Here is a 20361-nt window from a genome sequence, read left to right as displayed (position 1 = left end):
CACCCCATCCGGATGTCCGGCCCGCAAACTCCGTCCGTCCAGCATGACACGTTGTCGGTCACGGCCAACGGAGCTGGTGGTCGCCGGCACCCCGACGCGAGCCGCCCGGAGTCGTCCGCCGGTCCAGCGTCGCCCACATGGTCACCCGCCACAACGCCTCGCCGACGATCACCGGGCTCATCTTGCTCGTGCCCCGTTCCCGCTCGGCGAACGTGATCGGCACCTCCACCGTCCGGAGACCGGCGCGGTGCGCCCGCCAGGACAACTCCACCTGGAACGAGTAGCCCTGTGACGCGACCGAGTCCAGATCGAGCCGCGCCAGCGCGGGCACCCGGTACACCCGGAAACCGCCGGTGGCGTCCGACAGCGGCATTCCCAGCGCCACCCTGGTGTAGAGGTTCCCGCCCCGGGACAACAACTGCCGGTGCCACGGCCAGTTCACCACCTGCCCACCGGAGGTCCACCGGGAGCCGATCACCACGTCCGCGTCCCGGGCCGCGTCCAGCAGCCGGGGCAGCTCCTCCGGCGCGTGCGAGCCGTCGGCGTCCATCTCGACCACGGCGTCGTAGCCGTGCTCCCCGGCCCAGCCGAACCCCGCGACGTAGGCGGCGCCGAGACCCTGCTTACCGGCCCGGTGCAGCACGTGCACCCGGTGATCCGCCTCGGCCATCCGGTCGGCGATCGCCCCCGTGCCGTCCGGGCTGTTGTCGTCGACGATCAGCACCTCCACCGACGGTGCCACCCGGTGCACCCGGTCGACGATCACCCCAACGTTGTCGGCCTCGTTGTAGGTGGGGACCACGACCAGGACCCGGCCCACCCCCGGATAACCGTCGCCGTGGTCCTCCGCCCCGAACACCTCATTCACCGCTCCTCCGCATCCGCCGGGTCGCCGGCCGTCGCCGTACCGTCCCCGGGGAGCGAACGCCGACGGACCAGCGCCGCCGCGACGAGCGCCGCGACGGCCATGGCCAGCAGGGCCATCTCCGGCCACAGACCGACCCGGGTGGCGACCGTACGGGCATCCCCGAGGTGCATCTGCCGGGTCACCACCGCCTCGGTGTTGAACCCGGTCGCCCCGGTTACCCGCCCATCGGCACCGACGAACCCCGAAACACCGACCGTGGACGCCATCAGCGCCTCCCGGCCGTGCTCCACCGCCCGCAGCCGGACCATCGCCAACTGCTGCTCGGCCTCGGCCACGTTGAAGGTGGCGTTGTTGGTCTGCACGACGAGCAGCTGCGCCCCGTTGGTCACCGTGTCCCGGACCACCTCGTCGTAGGCGACCTCGAAGCAGATCACGTCCCCCAGCGGCACCCCGCCGACCCGCAGGACCCCCGGCTCGGTGCCCGCGACGAAGTCGTTCCGGATCCGGTCGACCTCCTTGCTGACCTTCCGGGCGATGCTGCGCAACGGGACGTACTCGGCGAACGGCACCGGATGGCGCTTGACGTACATCTGGGACTGGTCCACGCCGGTCTTCGGCAGCCACACCAGCCCCGCGTTGCGCACCTGCCCCTCGCCCGGACCGAGCAGCACCGCACCGACCAGGATCGGCGCCTTGATCGCGTCCGCCGCGTCGGAGATCCGTCGCCCGGCCTCCTCGTTGCGGACCGGGTCGACGTCGCTGGCGTTCTCCGGCCAGACCACCAGATCCGGCTGACGCGCCGACCCACCCGCCACCTGGGCCGCCAGGTCGATGGTGGCGGTGACGTGGTTCTCCAGCACCGCCTGCCGCTGGGCGTTGAAGTCCAGCCCCATCCGCGGCACGTTGCCCTGCACGATGGCCACCGTCGCCGTACCGGCGCCGGCACCGGCGACCCCGACCGGCAGCAGCAGCCCGAGCACCGAGACCGCCACGGCACCCGCGACGAAGCCGGCCGCCCGGACCCAGCCGCCGGTCCCGGCCGACCGCCACGGCCGCCAGAGCGCCGCGACCAGCAGCCCACCGACCACCGCCACGCCGAAGGTGACCAGCGGGGCGCCGCCGAGTGTCGCCAGCCGCAGCACCGGGGAGTCGCCCTGACTGAACGCCAGCCGTCCCCACGGGAAGCCGCCGAACGGGGTACGGTCGCGCAACGCCTCCTGCGCCACCCACAGCACCCCGGTGACCAGCGGCCACGACCACCGCACCCGGTCCACCAGCCGACTGGTGGCCGCGACCGCGAGACCCAACAACCCCAGGTAGCACGCCTGCAACCCGGACAACAGCAGCCACGGCAGCTGACCGGTGTAGAGGTTGGTCCAGCTCAGCATCGGCAGAAACAGCGCCAGCCCGGCGATCGCGCCCAGGCCGAACCCGGCCCGCATCCGGCGGCGGTGCACCGCGACCGTCAGCAGCGCCACCCCGACCGGCGCCGCCCACCACAGCCCGTACGGCGGGAACGACACCAGCAGGACCAGCCCGGCCAGTACGGCAGCCAGCAGCCCCAGGCCCAGCGGAACGGGTTTCCCGGCCGGCTCGGGTGGTTGTCCCGCACCATCGGCGGCAACCGTCGTCTCGGCCGTGTCAACCACTGTCACGCGTGCCTCACGTTCCATCGAAGCCACCGACCCCGGCGGCGGGCGGACCCACCTGCCGAAGGCTACCGGCCCCGCCGGTACGGCCGGCAGTGGCTGACCCCTCCCGGCCGGCCCCGGTCGCCCGGTCCGGCTCCCCGGGCAACGCCTCGACGAACCGCACACCGACACCGGTACGGACACGAAAATCGGGGCGCGGCATACGCCGCGCCCCGATGCTCCCAGGCCCTCCCCGGCCGGTGTGGTAGGGCACTGCACGACGACCTTCGGACCGACCGGACGTGAACTGGCTGTTCCCGTCGGGCCGTTGTCTACTGGCCGTCCGCACCACCCTGCCCGTGCACCGGTAACCGCGGCCGGTTCGCGCCGCCCCGCCGACCCCCGCCCGCTGGACCTGGCCGCTGCGACGAATCAAAAAAATGTCGCTCGGCCAGCGGACGAAGGGACGAAGCGAACAACAGCCGCTTCCCGTTGTAGGACTCAAAGACGGTACGTGGTACCCCCCGGGCACTGTCAACCGCCCCGGGCCAGTCGCCCCGTTCGATGCGGCGTGTCGTGTCCGGCCCGTGACGTCCGTACGCCGGAATCCCCATCGGACGGGCGATATGCGTAGTTGTTTCGGCCCGGCCGAGGCCCCCGACGCCGACCCTGGACCGAGATCCCCGTCACCCTGATCCGGGGCCCCGGCGAGACCCCGGTCACCACGACCGGGCCCCCGACCGAACGCACCGCCCCCGGTCAGCCGGGCAGCAGGTGCCGGCGCAGTAACGCCGCGGCCGCCGCCGGTTCCGCCGCCGCCAGCAGACCGGCCGCCATCAGGACGTAGTCCACGTCGATCACCGGACGGGCCGCGCGCGGCAACGGCCAGCCACCGGCATGGTCCGTCGACACCCCGTCGAGTACGCCGACCCCGGCACCCGGATCGGCGTACCGGAGCACCCCGCCGGAGCCGACCAGCAGCCGTACGTCCCGCAGGTCCCGGGCCGGCGCACCGGCCACCCCCGCACCCCGGGCGTGCCGGCGTACCGCGACGACGGCGGCGAGCGTCGCGATCCGCAACTCGACCGCCCGGCCCGCCGCCTCGGCCACCAACCGCTCCGGTTCGGCGGCCATCGTCGCCGCGGCGGCGGACAGCGGCTCCTCCTCGCCCGGGGCCAGCAACCGCTCGGCCGCCGCCGCCGCGACCACCCCCGGTGCGCTCCACCGCATGCCCAGATCACCCTCGACGCTGCGGGCCCGCCACAGCGTGCCGGCGGCCGGCCGCCCCGGACCGCCGGCCCGCTCGTCCGGAACCAGCACCGAGTAGACGTCGGTGGTCGCCCCGCCCACATCCACCAACGCGAGATCACCGCCAAGCAGGTCGGCGAGCAACTCCACCCCGCTGAGCACCGCGTCCGGGGTCGCCGCCCGGACCAGCCGGCCGAACCGGGGCCCCCGGGACAGCCGCTTGCCGCCGATCACGTGCCGCAGGAAGACCTCCCGGATCGCCGCCCGGGCCGGCCCGGGATCCAGGACGCCGATCTGCGGCAGCACGTTCCCGGTCACCGTCACCGGCACCCCCCGGCCGGCGAGCACGTCCCGGACCGCCGGCCCGGCCACCGCGTTACCGGCCACCACCACCGGGATCCGCCACCGCGCTCGGGCCAGCCGGCTGGCGTTGTGGGTCAACACCTCCGCGTCACCGCCGTCGGTCCCGCCGACCAGCAGCACCACGTCCGGCCGTGCGGCCCGCAACGCCGCCAGCCCCGCCGGGTCGAGCCGGCCGGCGCCGACATGCACCACCCGGGCGCCGGCGGACAACCCGACCTGGTGCCCGGCCCGCGCGGTGATCAACTGCTCGTAGCCGAGCACCGCGAGCCGCAGCCCGCCACCGGCCGACGAGCAGACGTACCAGGGTGCGGATCCCAGCTGCGACAAGCCGGCGGTGGCCGCGGCGACCGCCGCGTCCAGACCATGCAGCACGTCGGTGCCGATCGTGCTCGGCCGCGCCGCCGACGCCACCAGGGCGCCGCTGACGCGGTCCACCACCGCCACCTTGGTCCAGGTGGACCCGACGTCGGCGCAGACCGCGTACGGCGCCGTCAGGGCCGCTACCCGCGTCACCGTGCCGGCGGCCCGGGATCCGGCGCCGTCGCCGAGGGTGTCCACACCGGTGGCGGCGGCGACGTGGCCGGTGGTGGCCCGGCGGTGCCGACACCCGGCGGTGCCGACGCGGCGCCCGGCACCACGACGGTGCCGACAGCGGTCACCGCCACCACCGGCGGATCCAGCACCTCGGCGGCCGACCCGCCCCGGTCCGGCCGCCCCCGGCACACCACCCGGCACTCCAGGTCCAGCGTCCGGCTCCGGGTCCCCACCCGGGTCACCGTCGCCACCACCTCCAGTACGTCACCGGCCCGGATCGGCGCCCGGAACCGTACGTCCGCGTACCCGGCGAACAACCCCTCGTCGGAGTCGGTCCGGATGCACACCTCGGTCGCCACGTCCCCGAACAACGCCAACGCGTACGCCCCGTCGACCAGATTGCCCGCGTAGTGCGCGTGCGAGTACGGCACATACCGGCGGTGCCGCACCGTCAACCCCAACCGAGGGTCACCACCGGACCCGCGCCCGTCGCCGGCACCCTCCTCGCGACCACCGCCCGCCGACACCGCTCCACCCGACCCGCCGGTCATCCGCCCACCTCCGCCTCGACACCAGCCATCGCCCCGCGCCGCGCCCGGATACCCGCGCCAGCCGGCACCAGCCGGTGCACCAGAAAACTCGCGACCTCCCCGGGCGTGGTACCCCGGCCGAAGATCCGATCCACCCCGAGCTCGTCGGCCATCAACTCGTCGAACCGGGGACCACCGACGACCAGCAGCGGACGCCGGCCCGCCGGCAACGCCTCCCGGAACGCCGCCGACATCTCCCGGGTGTTGTGCAGATGGGCATCCCGCTGCGTCACCACCTGCGACACCAGCACCGCGTCCGCCTTCTCCGCCCGCGCCGCCGCCACCAGATCCGGCACGCTCACCTGGGCACCCAGGTTCGTCACCCGCAACTCCCGGTAGTACTCCAGGCCCTTCTCCCCCGCGATCCCCTTCACGTTGAGGATCGCGTCGATCCCGACCGTGTGCGCGTCGGTGCCGATACAGGCGCCCACCACCGACAACTTGCGCCGCAACCGCCGCCGGATCAGGCCGTTGACCTCCTTCGCCGACAGCAGCGGATAGTCCCGCTCCACCACCCGCACCGCCGCCAGGTCCACCAGGTGCCCGACCCGGCCGTACACCACGAAGAAGGTGAAACCGTCACCCATCTGACGGGCGTGCACCAGCATCGCCGGCTCCAGCCCCATCTTCGCCGCCAGTTGCAGCGCCGCACCCTCGGCCCGCTTGTCGTGCGCCAGCGGCAGGGTGAACGACACCTGCACCATCCCGTCCCCGGTGCTGTCCCCGTACGGCCGCACCACCGGTCCCGTCACGACCCCTCCTCCACGGACTCCAGCAGCTCGGTCGCCGGGTTGTAGTAGTCGTCGGCGTGCGCCGCGACCCCGTCCAGCCCACGCCCCCGGTCCGCCGGCCGCTTCGTGATCCCGAACGTGCCGTCCGCGATCGCCGTCAACAACCCGTCGTCGACGATCCGCTCCAGCAACTCCACCGCCTCACCGAGGACCCGGCCCGCCCGCTGCTGGATGAACCCGCCCGGCGCCGGCACGAAATCCTCGTGCAGCCCCCCGGCCGCGCCGAGCACGTACCGCACGTTCTGCAGGGCGATGTCCCGGTCGCTCAACCACGGCGTCACCACCGCCTCGGTCATCATCCCCACCAGCAGAATGTCCTGCCGGGTCATCGTGCCCACCAGGTTGAAGAACCCGTCCAGCAGATTCCCCCGGAACACGTCCCCGGTCATGTACCGGGTCGGCGGCATCCACTTCAACGGCGCGTCCGGGAACAACTCCCGGGCCAGCAACGCGTGCGCCAACTCCAGCCGGAACGACTCCGGCACCGCCGGATCGATCTCGAACGCGTGCCCCAGCCCCAACTGCCGGTCGGCCAACCCCGCCTCGTGCGCGAAGAACTCGTTGAGCAGCTGCGACACCGTCACCGTGTGCGCCTCGTCGACCGCGTCGGCGGTGGTCAGGTAGTTGTCCTCACCGGTGTTGATGATGATGCCGGCCCGGGCGTGCACCTGCCGGGAGAACCGCTGGTCCACAAAGGTCCGCACCGGATTGATGTCCCGGAACAGGATCCCGTACATCGAGTCGTTGAGCATCATGTCCAGCCGCTCCAGGCCGGCCAGCACCGCCATCTCCGGCATGCACAACCCGGAGGCGTAGTTGGTCAACCGCACGTACCGGCCCAGCTCCTTCGACGAGGCGTCCAGCGCCGCCCGCATCAGCCGGAAGTTCTCCTGGGTGGCGTACGTACCGGCGAACCCCTCCCGGGTCGCCCCCTCCGGCACGTAGTCCAGCAACGACTGCCCCGTCGACCGGATCACCGCGATCACGTCCGCGCCGGCCCGCGCCGCCGCCTGCGCCTGCGGAATGTCCTCGTAGATGTCGCCGGTGGCGACGATCAGATAGATCCACGGCCGCTGTACCGGATCGCCGTGCCGACGTACCAGCCGGTCCCGCTCGGCCCGACGCCGGTCGATCCGCCGCAGCCCCGCCCCGACCGCCCGCCGCGCCGCCGCCCGGGCCGAGGTGGCCGCCCGCCCCGACGGAACGCCGAACCGGACCGAACCGGCCGCCGACTTCTGCGCCAGCAGGGTCAACGCCTCGCCGACCTCGGTTGCCGGCACCCCGTTCCCCCGGCCGCCCCGCACCGGCGGGCCCAGTTCCCGGACCAGCGCGTCGAACACCGGCAGCGTCACCCCGTGCGCCAGGCCCACCTCCGCGACCACGGCGTCGACCAACCGGTTCACCCACGGGATCCCGTCCGGATCCGCACCACCGACCCCGGCCAGCCGCAACACCGCCCGCTCCACCGACACCGTCGTATGGCCACGGGCCAACTCGACCACCGGCTGACCGGCCCGGCGGGCCAGTTCCCGGGCCCGCCGCACCAGCCTCGGATCCAGCGCCAGCTTGCCGACCGGGCCCGGCCCGGACCCGGTGCCGCGCTCCGCTTCCGTCGACCCGCCGCCCGCGCCGGAAGCGGCCGACGCCGATCCGACGCCGGCCGAACCGGGCCGCACCCCGCTACCGTGCACCATCGACGACCGCCCACCCAGATCCGCTCACGACGTACCCTCCTCGTAGATCACCGAGCCGCGCAGCACCGTACGCCGGCACCGGGGCAGCGGCGTCGGATCGTCCGGTCCCCGCAACTCCGGACTCGCCGACAACAGGACCGGCAACCCGCCGTCGACCCCGGCCGGCGTCGACCAGACCGCGAAGGTCGCCGCCGCACCCGGCGCCAACACCCCCTCCGCCACCGCCCGGTCCCGCACCGACAACCCCGGACGCCGCACGTCATCCGGCAACGCCCGCCACCCGCCCCGGGTGTGCGCGGCGAACGCGGCCCGCGCGCTCATCCGCTGCACCGGACTGAAATGCGCCATCGCCGCCCGCACCGAACCCCACGGATCCAACGGCGTCACCGGCGAATCCGACCCGAACGCCAACGTCACCCCCACCGCGTGCATCGCGCCCATCGGGTTGGAGGCGAGCGACCGTGGTACCCCCAACCGCGTCGCGTACATCCGCCGCTCGCCACCCCACAACCGGTCGAACGCCGGCTGCATGCTGGCCACGACGCCGTGCTCGACGAACCCCGCGATCAACCGCTTGTCGATGATCTCGGCATGCTCCACCCGGTGCCGGGCCGCCCGCAGCCGCTCCACCCCGAGCCGCTCGGCCGCACCGGCGAATCCGGCCAGCACCGTCCCGATCGCCGCGTCCCCGATCGCGTGGAAACCGCCCTGCACCCCGTGCGCGGCACAGTCCAGCAGATGCTCCCGGACCTGGTCCGCGCTCAGGTAGCCGTGCCCGCACCCGCCCGGCTCACCATCGGCGTACGGCTCCGACAGGTGCGCCGTACGGGCCCCGAGCGCCCCGTCGGCGAACAGGTCCCCACCGGCCCCGACCGCACCCAGTTCACGGGCCCGCGCCGCTCCCATCAACTCGCCCCAGTAGCCGTACACCTCGGGACCGTCGGCCCCGGACCGCGACAGTACGGCGGTGAAGTCCGCCTCACTGGAAATGTCCGGCCCACCGCACTCGTGCACCGCCGCGATCCCCAGCTCGGCGGCCCGGCGCAACATCACCCGCTGCGCGGCCGCCCGCTGCTCCGCGCTCACCGAACCGAGCGCCACCTCGCGGACCAGGTGGTGGGCGTCCCGCCGCAGCCACCCCGACCCGTCGTAACCGGGCGCGGCGACCACCTCCGGCACCGCCGCCAGCAACGCCGACGAACAGAGCGCCGAATGCAGCGACGCCTGGGACAGGTACACCCGCCGACCCCCGGCGGCCCGGTCCAGCTCCCCGGCGTCCGGTACCCGCCGGTCCGCCCAACCCGACTCGTCCCAGCCGTGCCCGAGCACCACCGCGTCGGCCGGCAGGCCGGCCGCGAACCCGACCACCGCGGCGCACACCTGCGCGGCGGAGGCCGCCCCGGACAGATCCAGCCCGGACAGCGCCAGCCCGGTCGAGGTGGCGTGCACATGGGCATCCACGAAGGCCGGCGTGACCAGCGCGCCGTCGAGGTCCACCGTCCGGTCGGCGGCGGGGGCGTCGCCGTCGGTGCCGAGCCAGGCGATCCGCCCGTCCCGGACCAGCAGCGCCGTGGCACGGGGGTCGGCCGGGCAGTACAGCCGGCCGCCGCGGTACAGCGTCGAGGGGTTCGTCATGACTTCAGTCTGCCGCCAGCCGGGCCTCGAACAACGTACGCACTCCGGGCACCGTACGCAGCAGAGACAGCGCCACCTCGGCGTGGCCCGGCAGATAGCCGTTGCCGATCAGCATCGTCACGTCGGCGGCCAGCCCCTCGGCACCGAGCGCGGCGGCGGCGAAACTCGTCGCCATCGAGAAGAACACCACCGACCCGCCGTCCCCGGTGGCCAGGATCGCCCCGTGCTCGCAGCCGGGCACGTCGACACAGACCACCGTGACGTCCGCCGGCCCACCCAGCGCCCCGGTCACCGCCGCCGCCAGCGCCACCGGATCCCGCGCGTCGGCCAGTACGACATCGGTGGCCAGATCCGCGGCGAGCAACGCGTCCCGCTCCGCCGCCACCGGAACGACTCCGACCGTACGGCGGGCACCCGCCTGGCGGGCGGCGGCCAGCGACAGCGAGCCGCTCTTGCCAGCGCCACCGATCACCGCGACCGTGGGCGCGTCGTACCGGCCCACCGTGCGGGCGGTCAGGGCCGGCGCGCCGCAGACGTCGAGCACCGCCAGGCTGAGCCGCGGGTCGAGATCATCCGGAAGGACGGCCACGATCGAACGGGCGAACAGGATGGCGTGCCCGGCACACGGCACCTGCTCGCTGCGGCCGTCCCAGCCGGCGAGCCCGTCGCTGATCGCCAACGGGGTCAGGGTGAGGGAGACCAACGTCGCCACCCGGTCACCCGGCCGTACACCCAGCGGGGAGTCTGGTCCGACCTCGGCCACGGTGCCGACGAGCATCCCACCCGAGCCGGTGACCGGATTGTGCATCTTGCCCCGGTCACGGATGATGTCGAGGACTTCGACCCGTACCGCCGCCCCGTCCCCGCCGTGCTTTTCCGACAACTGCCGGAAGCTGGCCGCGTCCAGGTTCAGCCGCTCGACCGTGATCCGTACCTCGTCGCGACCGATCTCCGGACGGGCGTCCAGCCGGTACGCCGCCTGCGGCAGCACCCCGGCGGGTTCGACCACCCTCCCGAGTCCGACCGCCGACGTCGGCGCGGCGTCCTCCGGCGCCACCACAGCGTCCCGCGATGTCATGTCGGACCACCTCCTCATCACCGGCAGACCGGCGCTCAGCCACCAACCGTCGCGGTTGACAGGAAAACTTCCGGCAGAATATTTCCTCTACGGGAAATCTTCCAGTAGCGTTTCCGGTCGAGGCTACGGCACCCGACACCTGAGGAGGACCCGTGACCCAGGTCGAACCGGCTACCACGGTGCTCGCGCCCCGCAGCGCACCCACCCCGGCCCACCCCGGGAACCCGGACCACACCACCACGCCCGGCCAGCCGTACGAATACCGCCGCCGCGCCCTGACCGAACCCGACTGGACCCGCTTCCCCGGATGGCGGGACGTGACCCGGGACCAGTGGGAGTCGGCCCAATGGCAGCGGGCCAACTGCGTGAAGAACGTCCGACAGCTCCGCGCCGTCCTCGGCGACACCATCGACGACGCCTGCTACGCCGACCTCACCACCGACCAGGCGACCCAGGCCACCATGTCGATGCTCATGCCGCCGCAGATGCTCAACACGGTCGTACCGGACGCACCGATGACCTCCGACGCATTCCGCGCCGACCCGATCCGGCGGTACATGCTGCCGCTCGCCAGCGACCGGCGCACCGACTGGCCGTCCCACCCGTACGCGACCCGCGACTCCCTGCACGAGCACGACATGTGGGTCGCCGAGGGACTGACCCACCGCTACCCCACCAAGGTGCTCGCCGAACTGCTCTCCACCTGCCCCCAGTACTGCGGGCACTGCACCCGGATGGACCTGGTCGGCAACTCCACCCCCACGGTCGAGAAACTCAAACTCACCCTCAAGCCGGTCGACCGGTACGACGCACACATCGCCTACCTGCGCGCCCACCCCGGCGTACGGGACGTGGTGGTCTCCGGCGGCGACGTGGCCAACGTGCCGTGGCGGAACCTGGAGTCGTACCTGATGCGACTACTGGAGATCGAGACCGTCCGCGACATCCGGCTCGCCACCAAGGCGCTGGCCGGACTACCGCAGCACTGGCTTCAGCCGGAGGTGGTGGAGGGACTGGAACGGGTCGCCCGGACCGCCGCCCGGCGCGGCGTCAACCTGGCCATCCACACCCACGTCAACCACGTCCAGTCGCTGACCCCACTGGTCGCCCGGGCCGCCCAGACCGCACTCGAGGTCGGCGTCCGCGACGTACGCAACCAGGGCGTCCTGATGCGTGGGGTGAACGCCAGCACCGCCGACCTGCTGGACCTCTGCTTCGCGCTCCAGGGCGAGACCGGCATCCTGCCGTACTACTTCTACATGTGCGACATGATCCCCAACGCGGAGCACTGGCGGGTACCGGTCTGGCAGGCCCAGCAGCTCCAACACGACATGATGGGCTACCTGCCCGGCTACGCGACGCCACGGATCGTCTGCGACGTACCGTTCGTCGGCAAGCGTTGGGTGCACATGCTCACCGGGTACGACCGGGAACGCGGGATCTCGTACTGGACCAAGAACTACCGTACGTCGATCGAGTCCGCGGACCTGGCGGCACTCGAACGCCGCTACGCCTACTACGATCCGATCGACACCCTGCCCGAGGCCGGCCGGGCCTGGTGGGCCCGGCACGGCACTCAGACTGCTCACTGAGGACGGACGACCGTCATCGGTCGAAGGTCTCCTTGACGTTACGGCCGGCGTCCTTCACGTTCGCGCCGGCCTGTTTCGCCTTGGCCTGCGTCTGCTCCGACGAGCCCTCGCCGCGCATCTGCTCATTGTTGCTGCGGTCGCCGATCCGCTCCTTGGCGGCACCCTTCAACTCCTCCGCCTTGTTGCGCATCTTGTCCATAGCACTCATGTCGCACACTCCTCACCTCGATGGTGCCGCTCGTGGCGGCTGCCCGCTAGGTAATTTGCCCGACTTGGCCGAGATAAAACCTGCCTAATCCGCCCATAAATCCACACGGCACACTGCTTCCCGCTCCCTGCTCAAACGCCAAAAAAATTCGAGCCCCGGGTCGAGGCGTGAGTTTTTCGTGTTGCCTGTGTCAGGCGGCACGTCCTATAAGCCATCCTAGGAAGCTAGCCTGTGGTCTGAACGAGCGCCGGCACCGGGGTAGGGAACGTCAGGAGGTGCGGCCGAATTCGACGTGCCTGGCCTCGACCGTGCCCGCCGTCCGCCCCGGCGCCGCCTGCTGGCTCCAGTACAGGTTGGTGTCCGCGATGACCTGGTCCGCCGGTGGCGCCCCGCACGCCGTCGTGTGGGCGTCGCTGAGAGGAACACGTCGTACCCCCGGGCGAACGCGCCGTGCAGCGTCGAGCGGACACACACATCGGTCTGCGCCCCGACGACGAAGAGACGCCCGACTCCGAGGCCCGACAGGACGCTTTCGAGGATGGTGTCCTCGAAGGAGTCGGCGTGGTTCTTCTCCACCAACGGCTCGGCGCCGCCCGGGGTCAACTCGCCGACGATCCGCCAGTCATCGCTCCCCCGTACCAGGCGCTCGTCTGAGTGCTGGACCCAGACGACGGGGACCTGCCCCCGCCGCGCCTTTCCTACGACCCGGCCGACCTCCGCGACGACCCCGTCGCGCTGGTACGTCCCCTCGACGGCGCCGTTCTGCACGTCGACGACGAGGAGCGCGGTGTTCGGCCGGCCCTGAAGTGTTGTCATGAACTTTCCTTGTTCGGCTCCTTCTGCGCAACGGCGGAGGTTGTTTCCGCAGGTTGCGAGCTCGGCTCCAGTGGGTGTATGGCATGCTCCACTCGGGTCAGTGCCGGCGTACGAGTTCCGGCGCAAAGCCGCGTGAGTACGGAACAACCATCGACACCTGCAAGTGCATCCGGGCAGTCGGCTGATGAGACGACGCTGCGCCTGCAGTTCACCGATTCCGCGGTCTGATAGTCGGCAACCTCCGCAGTCGTTCGGGGAGGCTCGGACCGGATTTGGCGCTACGCGAGAAGGGCTCGCATTCGGTACCTAGGTACAGGTTTACCGTCGAGGTATGACACAGAACGTCGCCCCTGACCTGGGATGGGCTCCCTCCGCGTGCACCCTGCCCACCACCGAGCAGCCGCTCCGGGTGGCCGAGTTCGACGCCTTGTTCACTGACGCGGTGCAAACGGTCGCGCGGCCCGCGCCGACGCGGCTGCGGCTGGAACTCGTCTTCAGTCCCATGGACGGGCTCGTGGTGCTCTTCCCCGCCCACGTCACCCGCTACTGGGCACGGCCGGACATCGCCTACCTGCCAGTCACTGATCTGGAGCCGCTGCCGGTACGCGCTGGTGTGGCGGAGGGAGTCGGAGAGCGAGCCCATCCGGGCCCTGGCCGGGATCGTCCGTGACCTGGGCCCTCTCCCGTCGCCTCTCCCGGCTCTTGATGTCGTCCGTCACCCTCGGGTGGGATCTGATGCTAAGCGGGCCGGGTGTTACCTGGCTGTACGTCAATTCGCGCTGTCCCGATGGGCAGGTGAGTGGCGGCGTCGCAGTCGTAGGAGCTGACCCGGACAATTACGAGAGGTCGAAGGGGGCGGGGGCGTGGCCTTCCCAGATCTGGCGGGATGCCTGTTCGGGGTAGGGCAGAGTCTTCGACTCGGTGTCCAGGAGGCGGGTGAGGTGCCCGCCGGGCCGGTGGGCGGACCAGCCCGCGTCGCCGGTGGTGACGAAGCGGACCCATGCCTGCTGGAGTTCGCGGGAGAGCCCGACGGCCTCGGGAGTGGGCTCCTCGCCGATGAGCTGGGTGCCGACGGGGCTGTCCAGCGTGCCGAACGCCAGGGGCACGTCGAGGCTGTGGCAGGCGCCCAGGATGCCGCCGAGGGCCGGGGCAGCCCAGCACAGTTCGAACAGGTACGAGGTGCCGCCGGCTGCGGCGTTCGCCTCGGCCAGCTTCTGTGACGGCATGCGGAAGAGGGCGTCGGAGTACACCGTCTCCACCAGCTCCTCCGGGCTTGCCTGCGGGAACGCGGCACGGTAGGCCCGCGCGCCGTCCGGCTGCGGGGCGAGCAGTTCCAGGGCCGCGTGGGCGTCCTCCTCGGTGAAGGTGCCGTACCGTCCGCTCATGACGCTGAAGTACCGGAATTCATCCCGGGTGTGGCCGACGAGCAGTTCGGTCCCGCTCGCGCGCGCGCCGGTCAGCGCGGGCCAGGGCGTTTCCGGGAGGACCTCGCCGTCGACGACGGGGCACAGCCCGGTGCCGGCCTCCGTGAGGCGTCCCCAGCTCTCCCGGTGCCTGTGGAGGCCGGCGTTGAAGGAGGTGAGCTCCGCGGCCAAGTGCCACGGGTCGATGTCGCGCAGGGCCTCGGCCGTGGGGGCCGCCGCGCCGAGCCGGTCCGCGAACGCGGCGGTGACCTGCCATGCCAGCGCGGGGGTGCTGTACAGCCCCGGCACCGAGTGGGCGATGGCCCGCCGGAACAGTCCGCGCGCGGACTTCATCGTCAAAAGGGCGGCGACCGACCCCGCCCCGGCGGATACCCCGCCCACGGTGACCTGGCCGGGGTCGCCTCCGAAGGCGGCGATGTTGCGCTGCACCCACTCCAGCGCCGCGATCTGGTCGAGGAATCCGCGGTTGGGCGGCACGTCGTCGAGGAACGCGAACCCCTCCGCGCCCACGCGGCAGTTGATGGTCACCACGACGACGCCCGCCTCAGCCAGCGCTGCCGGGTCGAACATCGGGTCGCTCGACGCCGCCGAGAGGTAGCCGCCTACGGGGATCCACACCAGCACAGGCAGTCCCGCCGCGCCGGGATCCGGAGTGCCGACGTTGAGCGTCAGCCAGTCGGTGCCCTGCGGGGGCACGTCGATCGGCAGGGACAGCGGCACCACGGGGCCGAACTCGACCGCCTGCCTCGTCCCCTCCCAGCGGTGCGGCGGCGCGGGCGCGGCGAAGCGGAGCGCTCCGACCGGAGGCTGGGCGTAGGGGATGCCGCGGAACACCGCGTGCCCCTGGCGCCGGCGCCCCTGCACCACGCCTTCCGTGGTCCGTACCTTTGGCTGTTCGGACATGACGATTCCTTCCCTCGCGTGGACCCCAGGATTATGGGTCAGGTGTATTATGTCAATCGTATTGGAACAGTCCCGGGATCCGAGGGAGGGCCGGCGATGCCGAAACAGGTGGATCACCGCGGACGCCGCGAAGCGATCGCCCGCGCACTGTGGCGGGTGGTGGAGCAGCGCGGCGTCACACAGCTGACGATGCGCGTGGTGGCGCAGGAGGCGGGCATGTCACTCGGGCAGTTGCAGCACTACTTCGCCTCCCGGACCGCCATGCTCTCCTTCGCCATGGACTTCGCGTCCGAGCAGACCTCGGTGCGCGTACACCAGGGGCTCGAAAAGCTCGGTGACCGTCCGCACCCCCGTGACGTGCTGCGACTGACGCTCGCGGAAATGCTCTCCCTGCATGCCGACGCCCGCGCGACCCGCCGGATGAGCGCCGCCTACGTCCTGGAGGCGCTGCACGACGAGGCCGTGCACGAGCAGGCGCGCCGCGGCCTCGTCCAAGGGCGGGCCCTCGTCGAGCAGTTGGTCCGCCAGGCGATCACCGACGGGCACATCGACTCCGGCCGCGACCCGGCGACCGAGACCAACCTGCTCCTCGCCCTCACCGGCTTCACCTCCCTGATCGAACTCGACGTGATCGAGCCCCAGGACGCCCTCGCCGCGATCGACGTGCATCTGGACCGGCTGTTCAGGAGCACGTGACCTGGCCCCGGACACGGGGGCAGGTGAGGACAAGATCAGCCCTAGTCCGGCCGCTCCCCGGCCTGGGGCCATCTGACCGGCCTCGAATCCCGTCTTACACCGACAGTCAGGGGTTGAAATGTTCGTTGAGGCGTTATGTTTCGGGCATCTGGGCTGTTGGCTGGAGGAGTCGCTGTTCTCGACCATCAGACACTGGTTGATGTTGCGGAGGGACACGAGGTCGGCTTCAGCGCTTCGCCTGCTGGCCAGGGCTGCGTCTCGCTGCTTCCTCAGGTCGTCTAGTTCCGTGTCCCGTGTGGAGGGGATGCTAAGCCCGTCGCGAGCTCGCGCCCCGAGCTGTCCGATCCGGATGGCACGTAGCTCGGCTTGGACCTCGGTGAGGATTCGGCTAAGAGTGGCGTTCTGTTCGAGCAGCATTCGGTTCTCGACCTGGAGCGCTGCTTCCTTGCGGGTGTTGGCCGCGGCAGCGGCGCGTGGTAGGTCGCCTGCGAGGTGGGCGCGGACTGCCTCGGCCTCGGCTTTGAGATCGCGGTGGCGCTGCAGATACTGCGGGTTGACTCCGGCCCGGCGCGTGATCTCCGCGTCGGGCAGTGGGGTCCGGCTCGTTCGCATTCGGGCTGCGAACCGGCGGACCGACCGGACCCGAACTAATCGACGTAGCCTGGCTGTAGCTATATCGGTTCACCTAATAGCTGCTATTCTGCGAGACATGATACCGGTCGAACAGCAGGCAGCGGAGGACGGCGATCGGCAGACACAGCTTCTTCGCGGCGCGCTCGACATGTGCCTGCTCGCCGTGTTGGCAGGTGAGCCCGCCCATGGATACGAGTTGGTGCGGCGAATGGAGACGACAGGCATCGGCCCGGTCAGCTACGGCACCATCTATCCGCTGCTGACTCGGATGCGCCGTCTCGGCCTGGTCGTCGACAAACAGGAGGCCAGCCCTGCGGGGCCACCCCGCAAGGTGTACGCGCTGACCGAAGCCGGCCACGTACGGCTCGACGCCTGGCGACAGCAGTGGACGCACTTCACCGGCATCGTCGACGCCATCCTCCGCAGGTCCGAATCCGATCCCGAAGCATCAAGGAGCTGATCGTGGAGACCATCGACAGCGTGCTGGCCACAGCCGACCGAGCCTTGCGCAGGTACGGGATCGGCACGACCGACCGGGCGGCCCTCATCGCGGACCTGCGGCTGGACCTACAGGCCGCAGCCGGCGACGGGATCAGCCCTGCCCAACTGATCGGCTCGGACGTGGCGGACTTCGCCCGCCGGCTCGCCGACGAAGCCGGCCTCGCCCGCGTCCCGTCGGAACGAAGTCGCCTGCTCGGCACCACGCTGGTCGGATCGACGATCGGCGCGGTGATCGGCGGCGTCCTGCTCGCGGTGGCGTATCCGCTGCTCGTACGGTGGGTGGACCTGCCACGCTCGTTCCACGTACCGGTCCAGGTAGCAGTTCTCGTCTACTACGGTGTTCCCGCCATCATGGTCGTGGCAGCCGCGGTCATCGCAGTGCGGCTTACCCTCCGCACCGTTCCGCAGATCCGGGACACCGCCAAGGCGATGATGCTCCTGCTGCCACTCGCCGGGATCGTGATTACCCCCCTCACGATGGCGTTCGCACGGTCCACCGGCTACAGCACTGCGGCGCCGGTCCTTGTCGCAGAGATCGCCATGGTCCTGGGCGCGATCAGTGGCGCCACCCTGCTCGCCCGCCGCTGGTCACTACGAGACCGCCGCCGGGCGATGCTCGCCCCACCCTCGGACGTGCCCCTGAGCTGAGTTCCATCCGGAATGACGGCTCCGCTCCCCCGAATGCGCGTCCACCCCCATGCGGGAAGTGCGGGCCGGCGGCTCCGGCCCGGAGGAGGAGCACCGGGCCGGAGCGGAGTGGTTGACTGGGGAGATGGCAGAGATCGTCCTCGTCCGCCACGGCGAGACCACCTGGAGCGTGAGCCATCGGCACACCTCGTACACGGATCTGGGGTTGACCCCGGACGGCGAGCGCCAGGCCCGCCAGATCGCCGGGGAACTCGGGGACCGGCGCTTCGTCGCGGTGCTCTCCAGCCCCCGCGAACGCGCACTGCGCACGGCGGCGCTGGCCGGGCTGACCGTGACGCAGGTCGAGGAGGACCTCGTGGAGTGGAACTACGGCGAGTACGAGGGACTCACCTCCGACGAGATCCACCAGAAGCGGCCCGACTGGGTGCTGTGGACCGACGGCTGCCCCGGCGGCGAGTCACCGGAGCAGGTCGGTGCCCGGCTGGACCGGGTCCTCGACCGGGCCACCGCACTACTCGAGCACGGGGACGTCGCCCTGGTCGCGCACGGGCACAGCCTCCGGGTGGCCGGTGCCCGGTGGATCGGGCTACCGCCCAGCGGCGGGGGCCGGCTGCGGCTGGACACCGCGACCGTGTCCACCCTCGGCTACGAGCACGGGCGCCCGGTCATCCTGCGCTGGAACTCGCCGGGTCCGGCGGAAGGGCGCGCAGCCGGGGCGCCGCCGGATCCAAACTGATCTTCGGCGGTCGACTCTCGTACGGAGTGGAGAGCACCACGGTGGTCCGGGTCGTGACGTTCGCCGCGGTCCGGATCTCCTGTAGCACCCGTTCCAGGTCCACCGGGCTCGCGACCCGGACCAACAGCAGGTAGAAGTCCTCCCCGGCCACCGAGTAGCACGAGTCGATCTCCGGCAGGTGGGCCAGCCGGTCCGGCGCGTCGTCCGGCTGGGACGGGTCCAGGGGGCGGATCGCCACGAAGGCGCTCAGCGGGAGGTCGAGCGCCTCGAAGGAGACCCGCGCCGCGTACCCCTTGATAACTCCGCGCTGCTCCAGCCGACGGACCCGCTGGTGCACGGCGGACACCGACAGCCCGACCCGTTCCGCCAGGTCGGTGTACGACAGTCGGCCGTCCGCGGCCAACGCCGCGATGATTGCCCGATCGGTCTCCTCCACGGCGTGAAACCTACCGCCAGGAGGCCCCTCCGGCGACGTCAGACCGGTCGAGTCGGCAGACGTTACCAAGTTGCGCGCCGGACGGGGAACGAGCCTCGCCGGCCGCGACCCCCGGACCCGGACCCGCCACCGGGTACGGGTTCCGGCTCGGCCCGGTCCCAGCGGCCCCGACCGGATGCTCAGCGGGCCAGCGAGCGGGCGATGACCAGCCGCTGGATCTGGTTGGTGCCCTCGACGATCTGCAGCACCTTGGCCTCCCGCATGTACCGCTCCACCGGATGGTCGCAGACGTAGCCGGCGCCGCCGAGCACCTGCACCGCGTCGGTGGTGACCCGCATCGCGGTGTCGGTGGCGAACAGCTTCGCCTTGGCCGCCTCGATCGAGTACGGCCGGCCGGCGTCCCGCAGCCGGGCCGCCGCCAGGGTCAACGCCCGGGCCGCGGAGACCTGGGTGGCCAGGTCGGCGAGGAGGAAGCCGAGGCCCTGGAAGTCGATCAGCGGCTGGCCGAACTGCTCCCGTTGCCGGGCGTAGTCCACCGCGTAGTCCAGGGCGGCCTGGGCCAGTCCGACGGCGCAGGCGGCGATGCCGAGTCGTCCACTGTCCAACGCGGACAGGGCGATCCGGAACCCCTCGCCCTCCGCGCCGATCAGTCGGTCGACGGGCACCCGGGCGTCGTCGAAGGCGATCTGCGCGATCGGTGACGACCGCAGGCCCATGGTCCGTTCCGGGGTCTGCGGCACGATGCCGGCGGTGTTGGCGTCGGCGAGCAGGCAGGAGATGCCTCGGGCGCCGGGACCGCCGGTCCGGCAGAAGACGTTGTAGAAGTCGGCGATGCCGGCGTGGGTGATCCAGGCCTTGGTGCCGGAGACGAGGTAGTCGCCGCCGGCCCGGGTCGCCCGGGTGGTCAGCGCCGCGGCGTCCGAGCCGCCCTGCGGCTCCGACAGGCAGTACGCCCCGAGCAGCTCACCGCCGATCATGTCGGGGAGCAACTTGCGTACCTGCTCGCCGCCGAAGGTGGCCACCGGATAGCAGGACAGGGTGTGCACGCTGACCGCCTCGGCGACGGCCAGCCAGCGGCCGGCGAGGATCTCCAGGACCTGGAGGTAGACCTCGTACGGCTGGGCGGCGCCACCATGCTCCTCCGGGTACGGCAGTCCGAGCAGCCCGGCCCGGCCGAGCGTACGCAGCACCTCCCGGGGGAACACGCCCCGATCCTCGAAGTCGACCACCTTCGGTGCGAGTTCACGGTCGGCCAGTTCGGTGACGAGGTCGAGCAGTTCGTACGCCTCGTCGCTGGGCAGGATCCGGTCAACGGTCATGGCCGCTCCCCCTCGCT

General features: G+C 71.7%; 18 protein-coding genes and 1 pseudogene. 6 read left to right on the top strand and 13 right to left on the bottom strand.

Annotated features, from left to right (window positions below; all coding sequences use genetic code 11):
• Positions 1-58 precede the first annotated feature (58 nt).
• From H4W31_RS29855 to kdd, 8 genes and pseudogenes are all read right to left on the bottom strand, one after another.
• Entirely contained in the window at positions 59-868 is an 810-nt protein-coding gene (locus H4W31_RS29855) for a polyprenol monophosphomannose synthase (protein ID WP_404825631.1), read from the bottom strand.
• Positions 865-2541, bottom strand: a complete 1677-nt coding sequence (gene lnt / locus H4W31_RS29850; RefSeq protein WP_192769682.1) for an apolipoprotein N-acyltransferase — start codon at positions 2539-2541, stop codon at positions 865-867. Before lnt ends, H4W31_RS29855 begins: the two co-directional genes overlap by 4 nt.
• 717 nt (positions 2542-3258) lie before the next feature.
• Positions 3259-4623, bottom strand: coding sequence for a glutamate mutase L (locus H4W31_RS29845; protein ID WP_318783474.1), 1365 nt, complete (start codon positions 4621-4623; stop codon positions 3259-3261).
• 107 nt (positions 4624-4730) lie between these two features.
• Positions 4731-5171, bottom strand: a pseudogene (gene kal / locus H4W31_RS29840) (3-aminobutyryl-CoA ammonia lyase); the annotation flags it as partial.
• 20 nt (positions 5172-5191) lie between these two features.
• Positions 5192-5986, bottom strand: coding sequence for a lysine 5,6-aminomutase subunit beta (gene kamE, locus H4W31_RS29835; RefSeq protein WP_318783473.1), 795 nt, complete (start codon positions 5984-5986; stop codon positions 5192-5194).
• Positions 5983-7719 (bottom strand): lysine 5,6-aminomutase subunit alpha, encoded by a 1737-nt coding sequence (gene kamD / locus H4W31_RS29830; protein WP_225945750.1) that lies wholly within the window; start codon positions 7717-7719, stop codon positions 5983-5985. The genes kamE and kamD overlap by 4 nt, the downstream gene beginning before the upstream one ends.
• A 24-nt stretch (positions 7720-7743) precedes the next feature.
• Entirely contained in the window at positions 7744-9354 is a 1611-nt protein-coding gene (locus H4W31_RS29825; RefSeq protein ID WP_192769680.1) for an amidohydrolase, read from the bottom strand.
• Positions 9355-9358: 4 nt separating this feature from the next.
• Positions 9359-10432, bottom strand: a complete 1074-nt coding sequence (kdd, locus tag H4W31_RS29820) for an L-erythro-3,5-diaminohexanoate dehydrogenase (RefSeq protein ID WP_192769679.1) — start codon at positions 10430-10432, stop codon at positions 9359-9361.
• A gap of 152 nt (positions 10433-10584) precedes the next feature.
• Between kdd and H4W31_RS29815 the strand changes: the two genes are divergently transcribed.
• On the top strand, positions 10585-12024 hold the full coding sequence (locus tag H4W31_RS29815) for a KamA family radical SAM protein (RefSeq protein WP_192769678.1): 1440 nt from the start codon (positions 10585-10587) through the stop codon (positions 12022-12024).
• A 13-nt stretch (positions 12025-12037) separates the two neighbouring features.
• On the opposite strand, the gene H4W31_RS29810 is transcribed toward H4W31_RS29815, so the two are convergent.
• Positions 12038-12232: a CsbD family protein gene (locus H4W31_RS29810; protein ID WP_192769677.1), complete on the bottom strand. Its 195-nt coding sequence runs from the start codon at positions 12230-12232 to the stop codon at positions 12038-12040.
• A 216-nt stretch (positions 12233-12448) separates the two neighbouring features.
• On the bottom strand, positions 12449-13048 hold the full coding sequence (locus tag H4W31_RS29805) for an isochorismatase family protein (RefSeq protein WP_225945749.1): 600 nt from the start codon (positions 13046-13048) through the stop codon (positions 12449-12451).
• A 331-nt stretch (positions 13049-13379) separates the two neighbouring features.
• On the opposite strand from H4W31_RS29805, the gene H4W31_RS43230 reads away from it, so the two are divergent.
• Complete coding sequence (locus H4W31_RS43230) at positions 13380-13718, top strand: hypothetical protein (RefSeq protein ID WP_225945748.1); 339 nt, start codon at positions 13380-13382, stop codon at positions 13716-13718.
• 166 nt (positions 13719-13884) lie between these two features.
• On the opposite strand, the gene H4W31_RS29795 is transcribed toward H4W31_RS43230, so the two are convergent.
• On the bottom strand, positions 13885-15375 hold the full coding sequence (locus tag H4W31_RS29795; RefSeq protein WP_192769676.1) for a carboxylesterase/lipase family protein: 1491 nt from the start codon (positions 15373-15375) through the stop codon (positions 13885-13887).
• 96 nt (positions 15376-15471) lie between these two features.
• Here H4W31_RS29795 and H4W31_RS29790 point away from each other — a divergent pair, with 96 nt between their 5' ends.
• From H4W31_RS29790 to H4W31_RS29775, 4 genes are all read left to right on the top strand, one after another.
• Positions 15472-16071: a TetR/AcrR family transcriptional regulator gene (locus H4W31_RS29790; RefSeq protein WP_192769675.1), complete on the top strand. Its 600-nt coding sequence runs from the start codon at positions 15472-15474 to the stop codon at positions 16069-16071.
• A 709-nt stretch (positions 16072-16780) separates the two neighbouring features.
• Complete coding sequence (locus H4W31_RS29785; protein WP_192769674.1) at positions 16781-17164, top strand: PadR family transcriptional regulator; 384 nt, start codon at positions 16781-16783, stop codon at positions 17162-17164.
• A 2-nt stretch (positions 17165-17166) separates the two neighbouring features.
• Positions 17167-17853, top strand: coding sequence for a hypothetical protein (locus H4W31_RS29780; protein WP_192769673.1), 687 nt, complete (start codon positions 17167-17169; stop codon positions 17851-17853).
• A 124-nt stretch (positions 17854-17977) separates the two neighbouring features.
• Positions 17978-18589 carry a histidine phosphatase family protein gene (locus tag H4W31_RS29775; protein ID WP_192769672.1) on the top strand — a complete coding sequence of 204 codons (612 nt, stop codon included), beginning with the start codon at positions 17978-17980 and terminating at the stop codon, positions 18587-18589.
• Here the strand turns inward: H4W31_RS29775 and H4W31_RS29770 are convergent.
• Both H4W31_RS29770 and H4W31_RS29765 read right to left on the bottom strand, forming a co-directional pair.
• The gene (locus H4W31_RS29770) at positions 18519-19025 is read right to left on the bottom strand and encodes an Lrp/AsnC family transcriptional regulator (RefSeq protein ID WP_192769671.1); all 507 of its coding nucleotides are present in this window, start codon (positions 19023-19025) and stop codon (positions 18519-18521) included. The two genes, H4W31_RS29775 and H4W31_RS29770, sit on opposite strands and share 71 nt — an antisense overlap.
• 179 nt (positions 19026-19204) lie before the next feature.
• Entirely contained in the window at positions 19205-20344 is a 1140-nt protein-coding gene (locus H4W31_RS29765; protein WP_192769670.1) for an acyl-CoA dehydrogenase family protein, read from the bottom strand.
• Positions 20345-20361: the final 17 nt, after the last annotated feature.

The sequence above is a fragment of the Plantactinospora soyae genome (assembly GCF_014874095.1).
Classification (GTDB): Bacteria; Actinomycetota; Actinomycetes; order Mycobacteriales; family Micromonosporaceae; genus Plantactinospora; species Plantactinospora soyae.
Note: the sequence above shows the minus strand (reverse complement) of the source record. Positions and strands in the feature narration are given on the sequence as shown.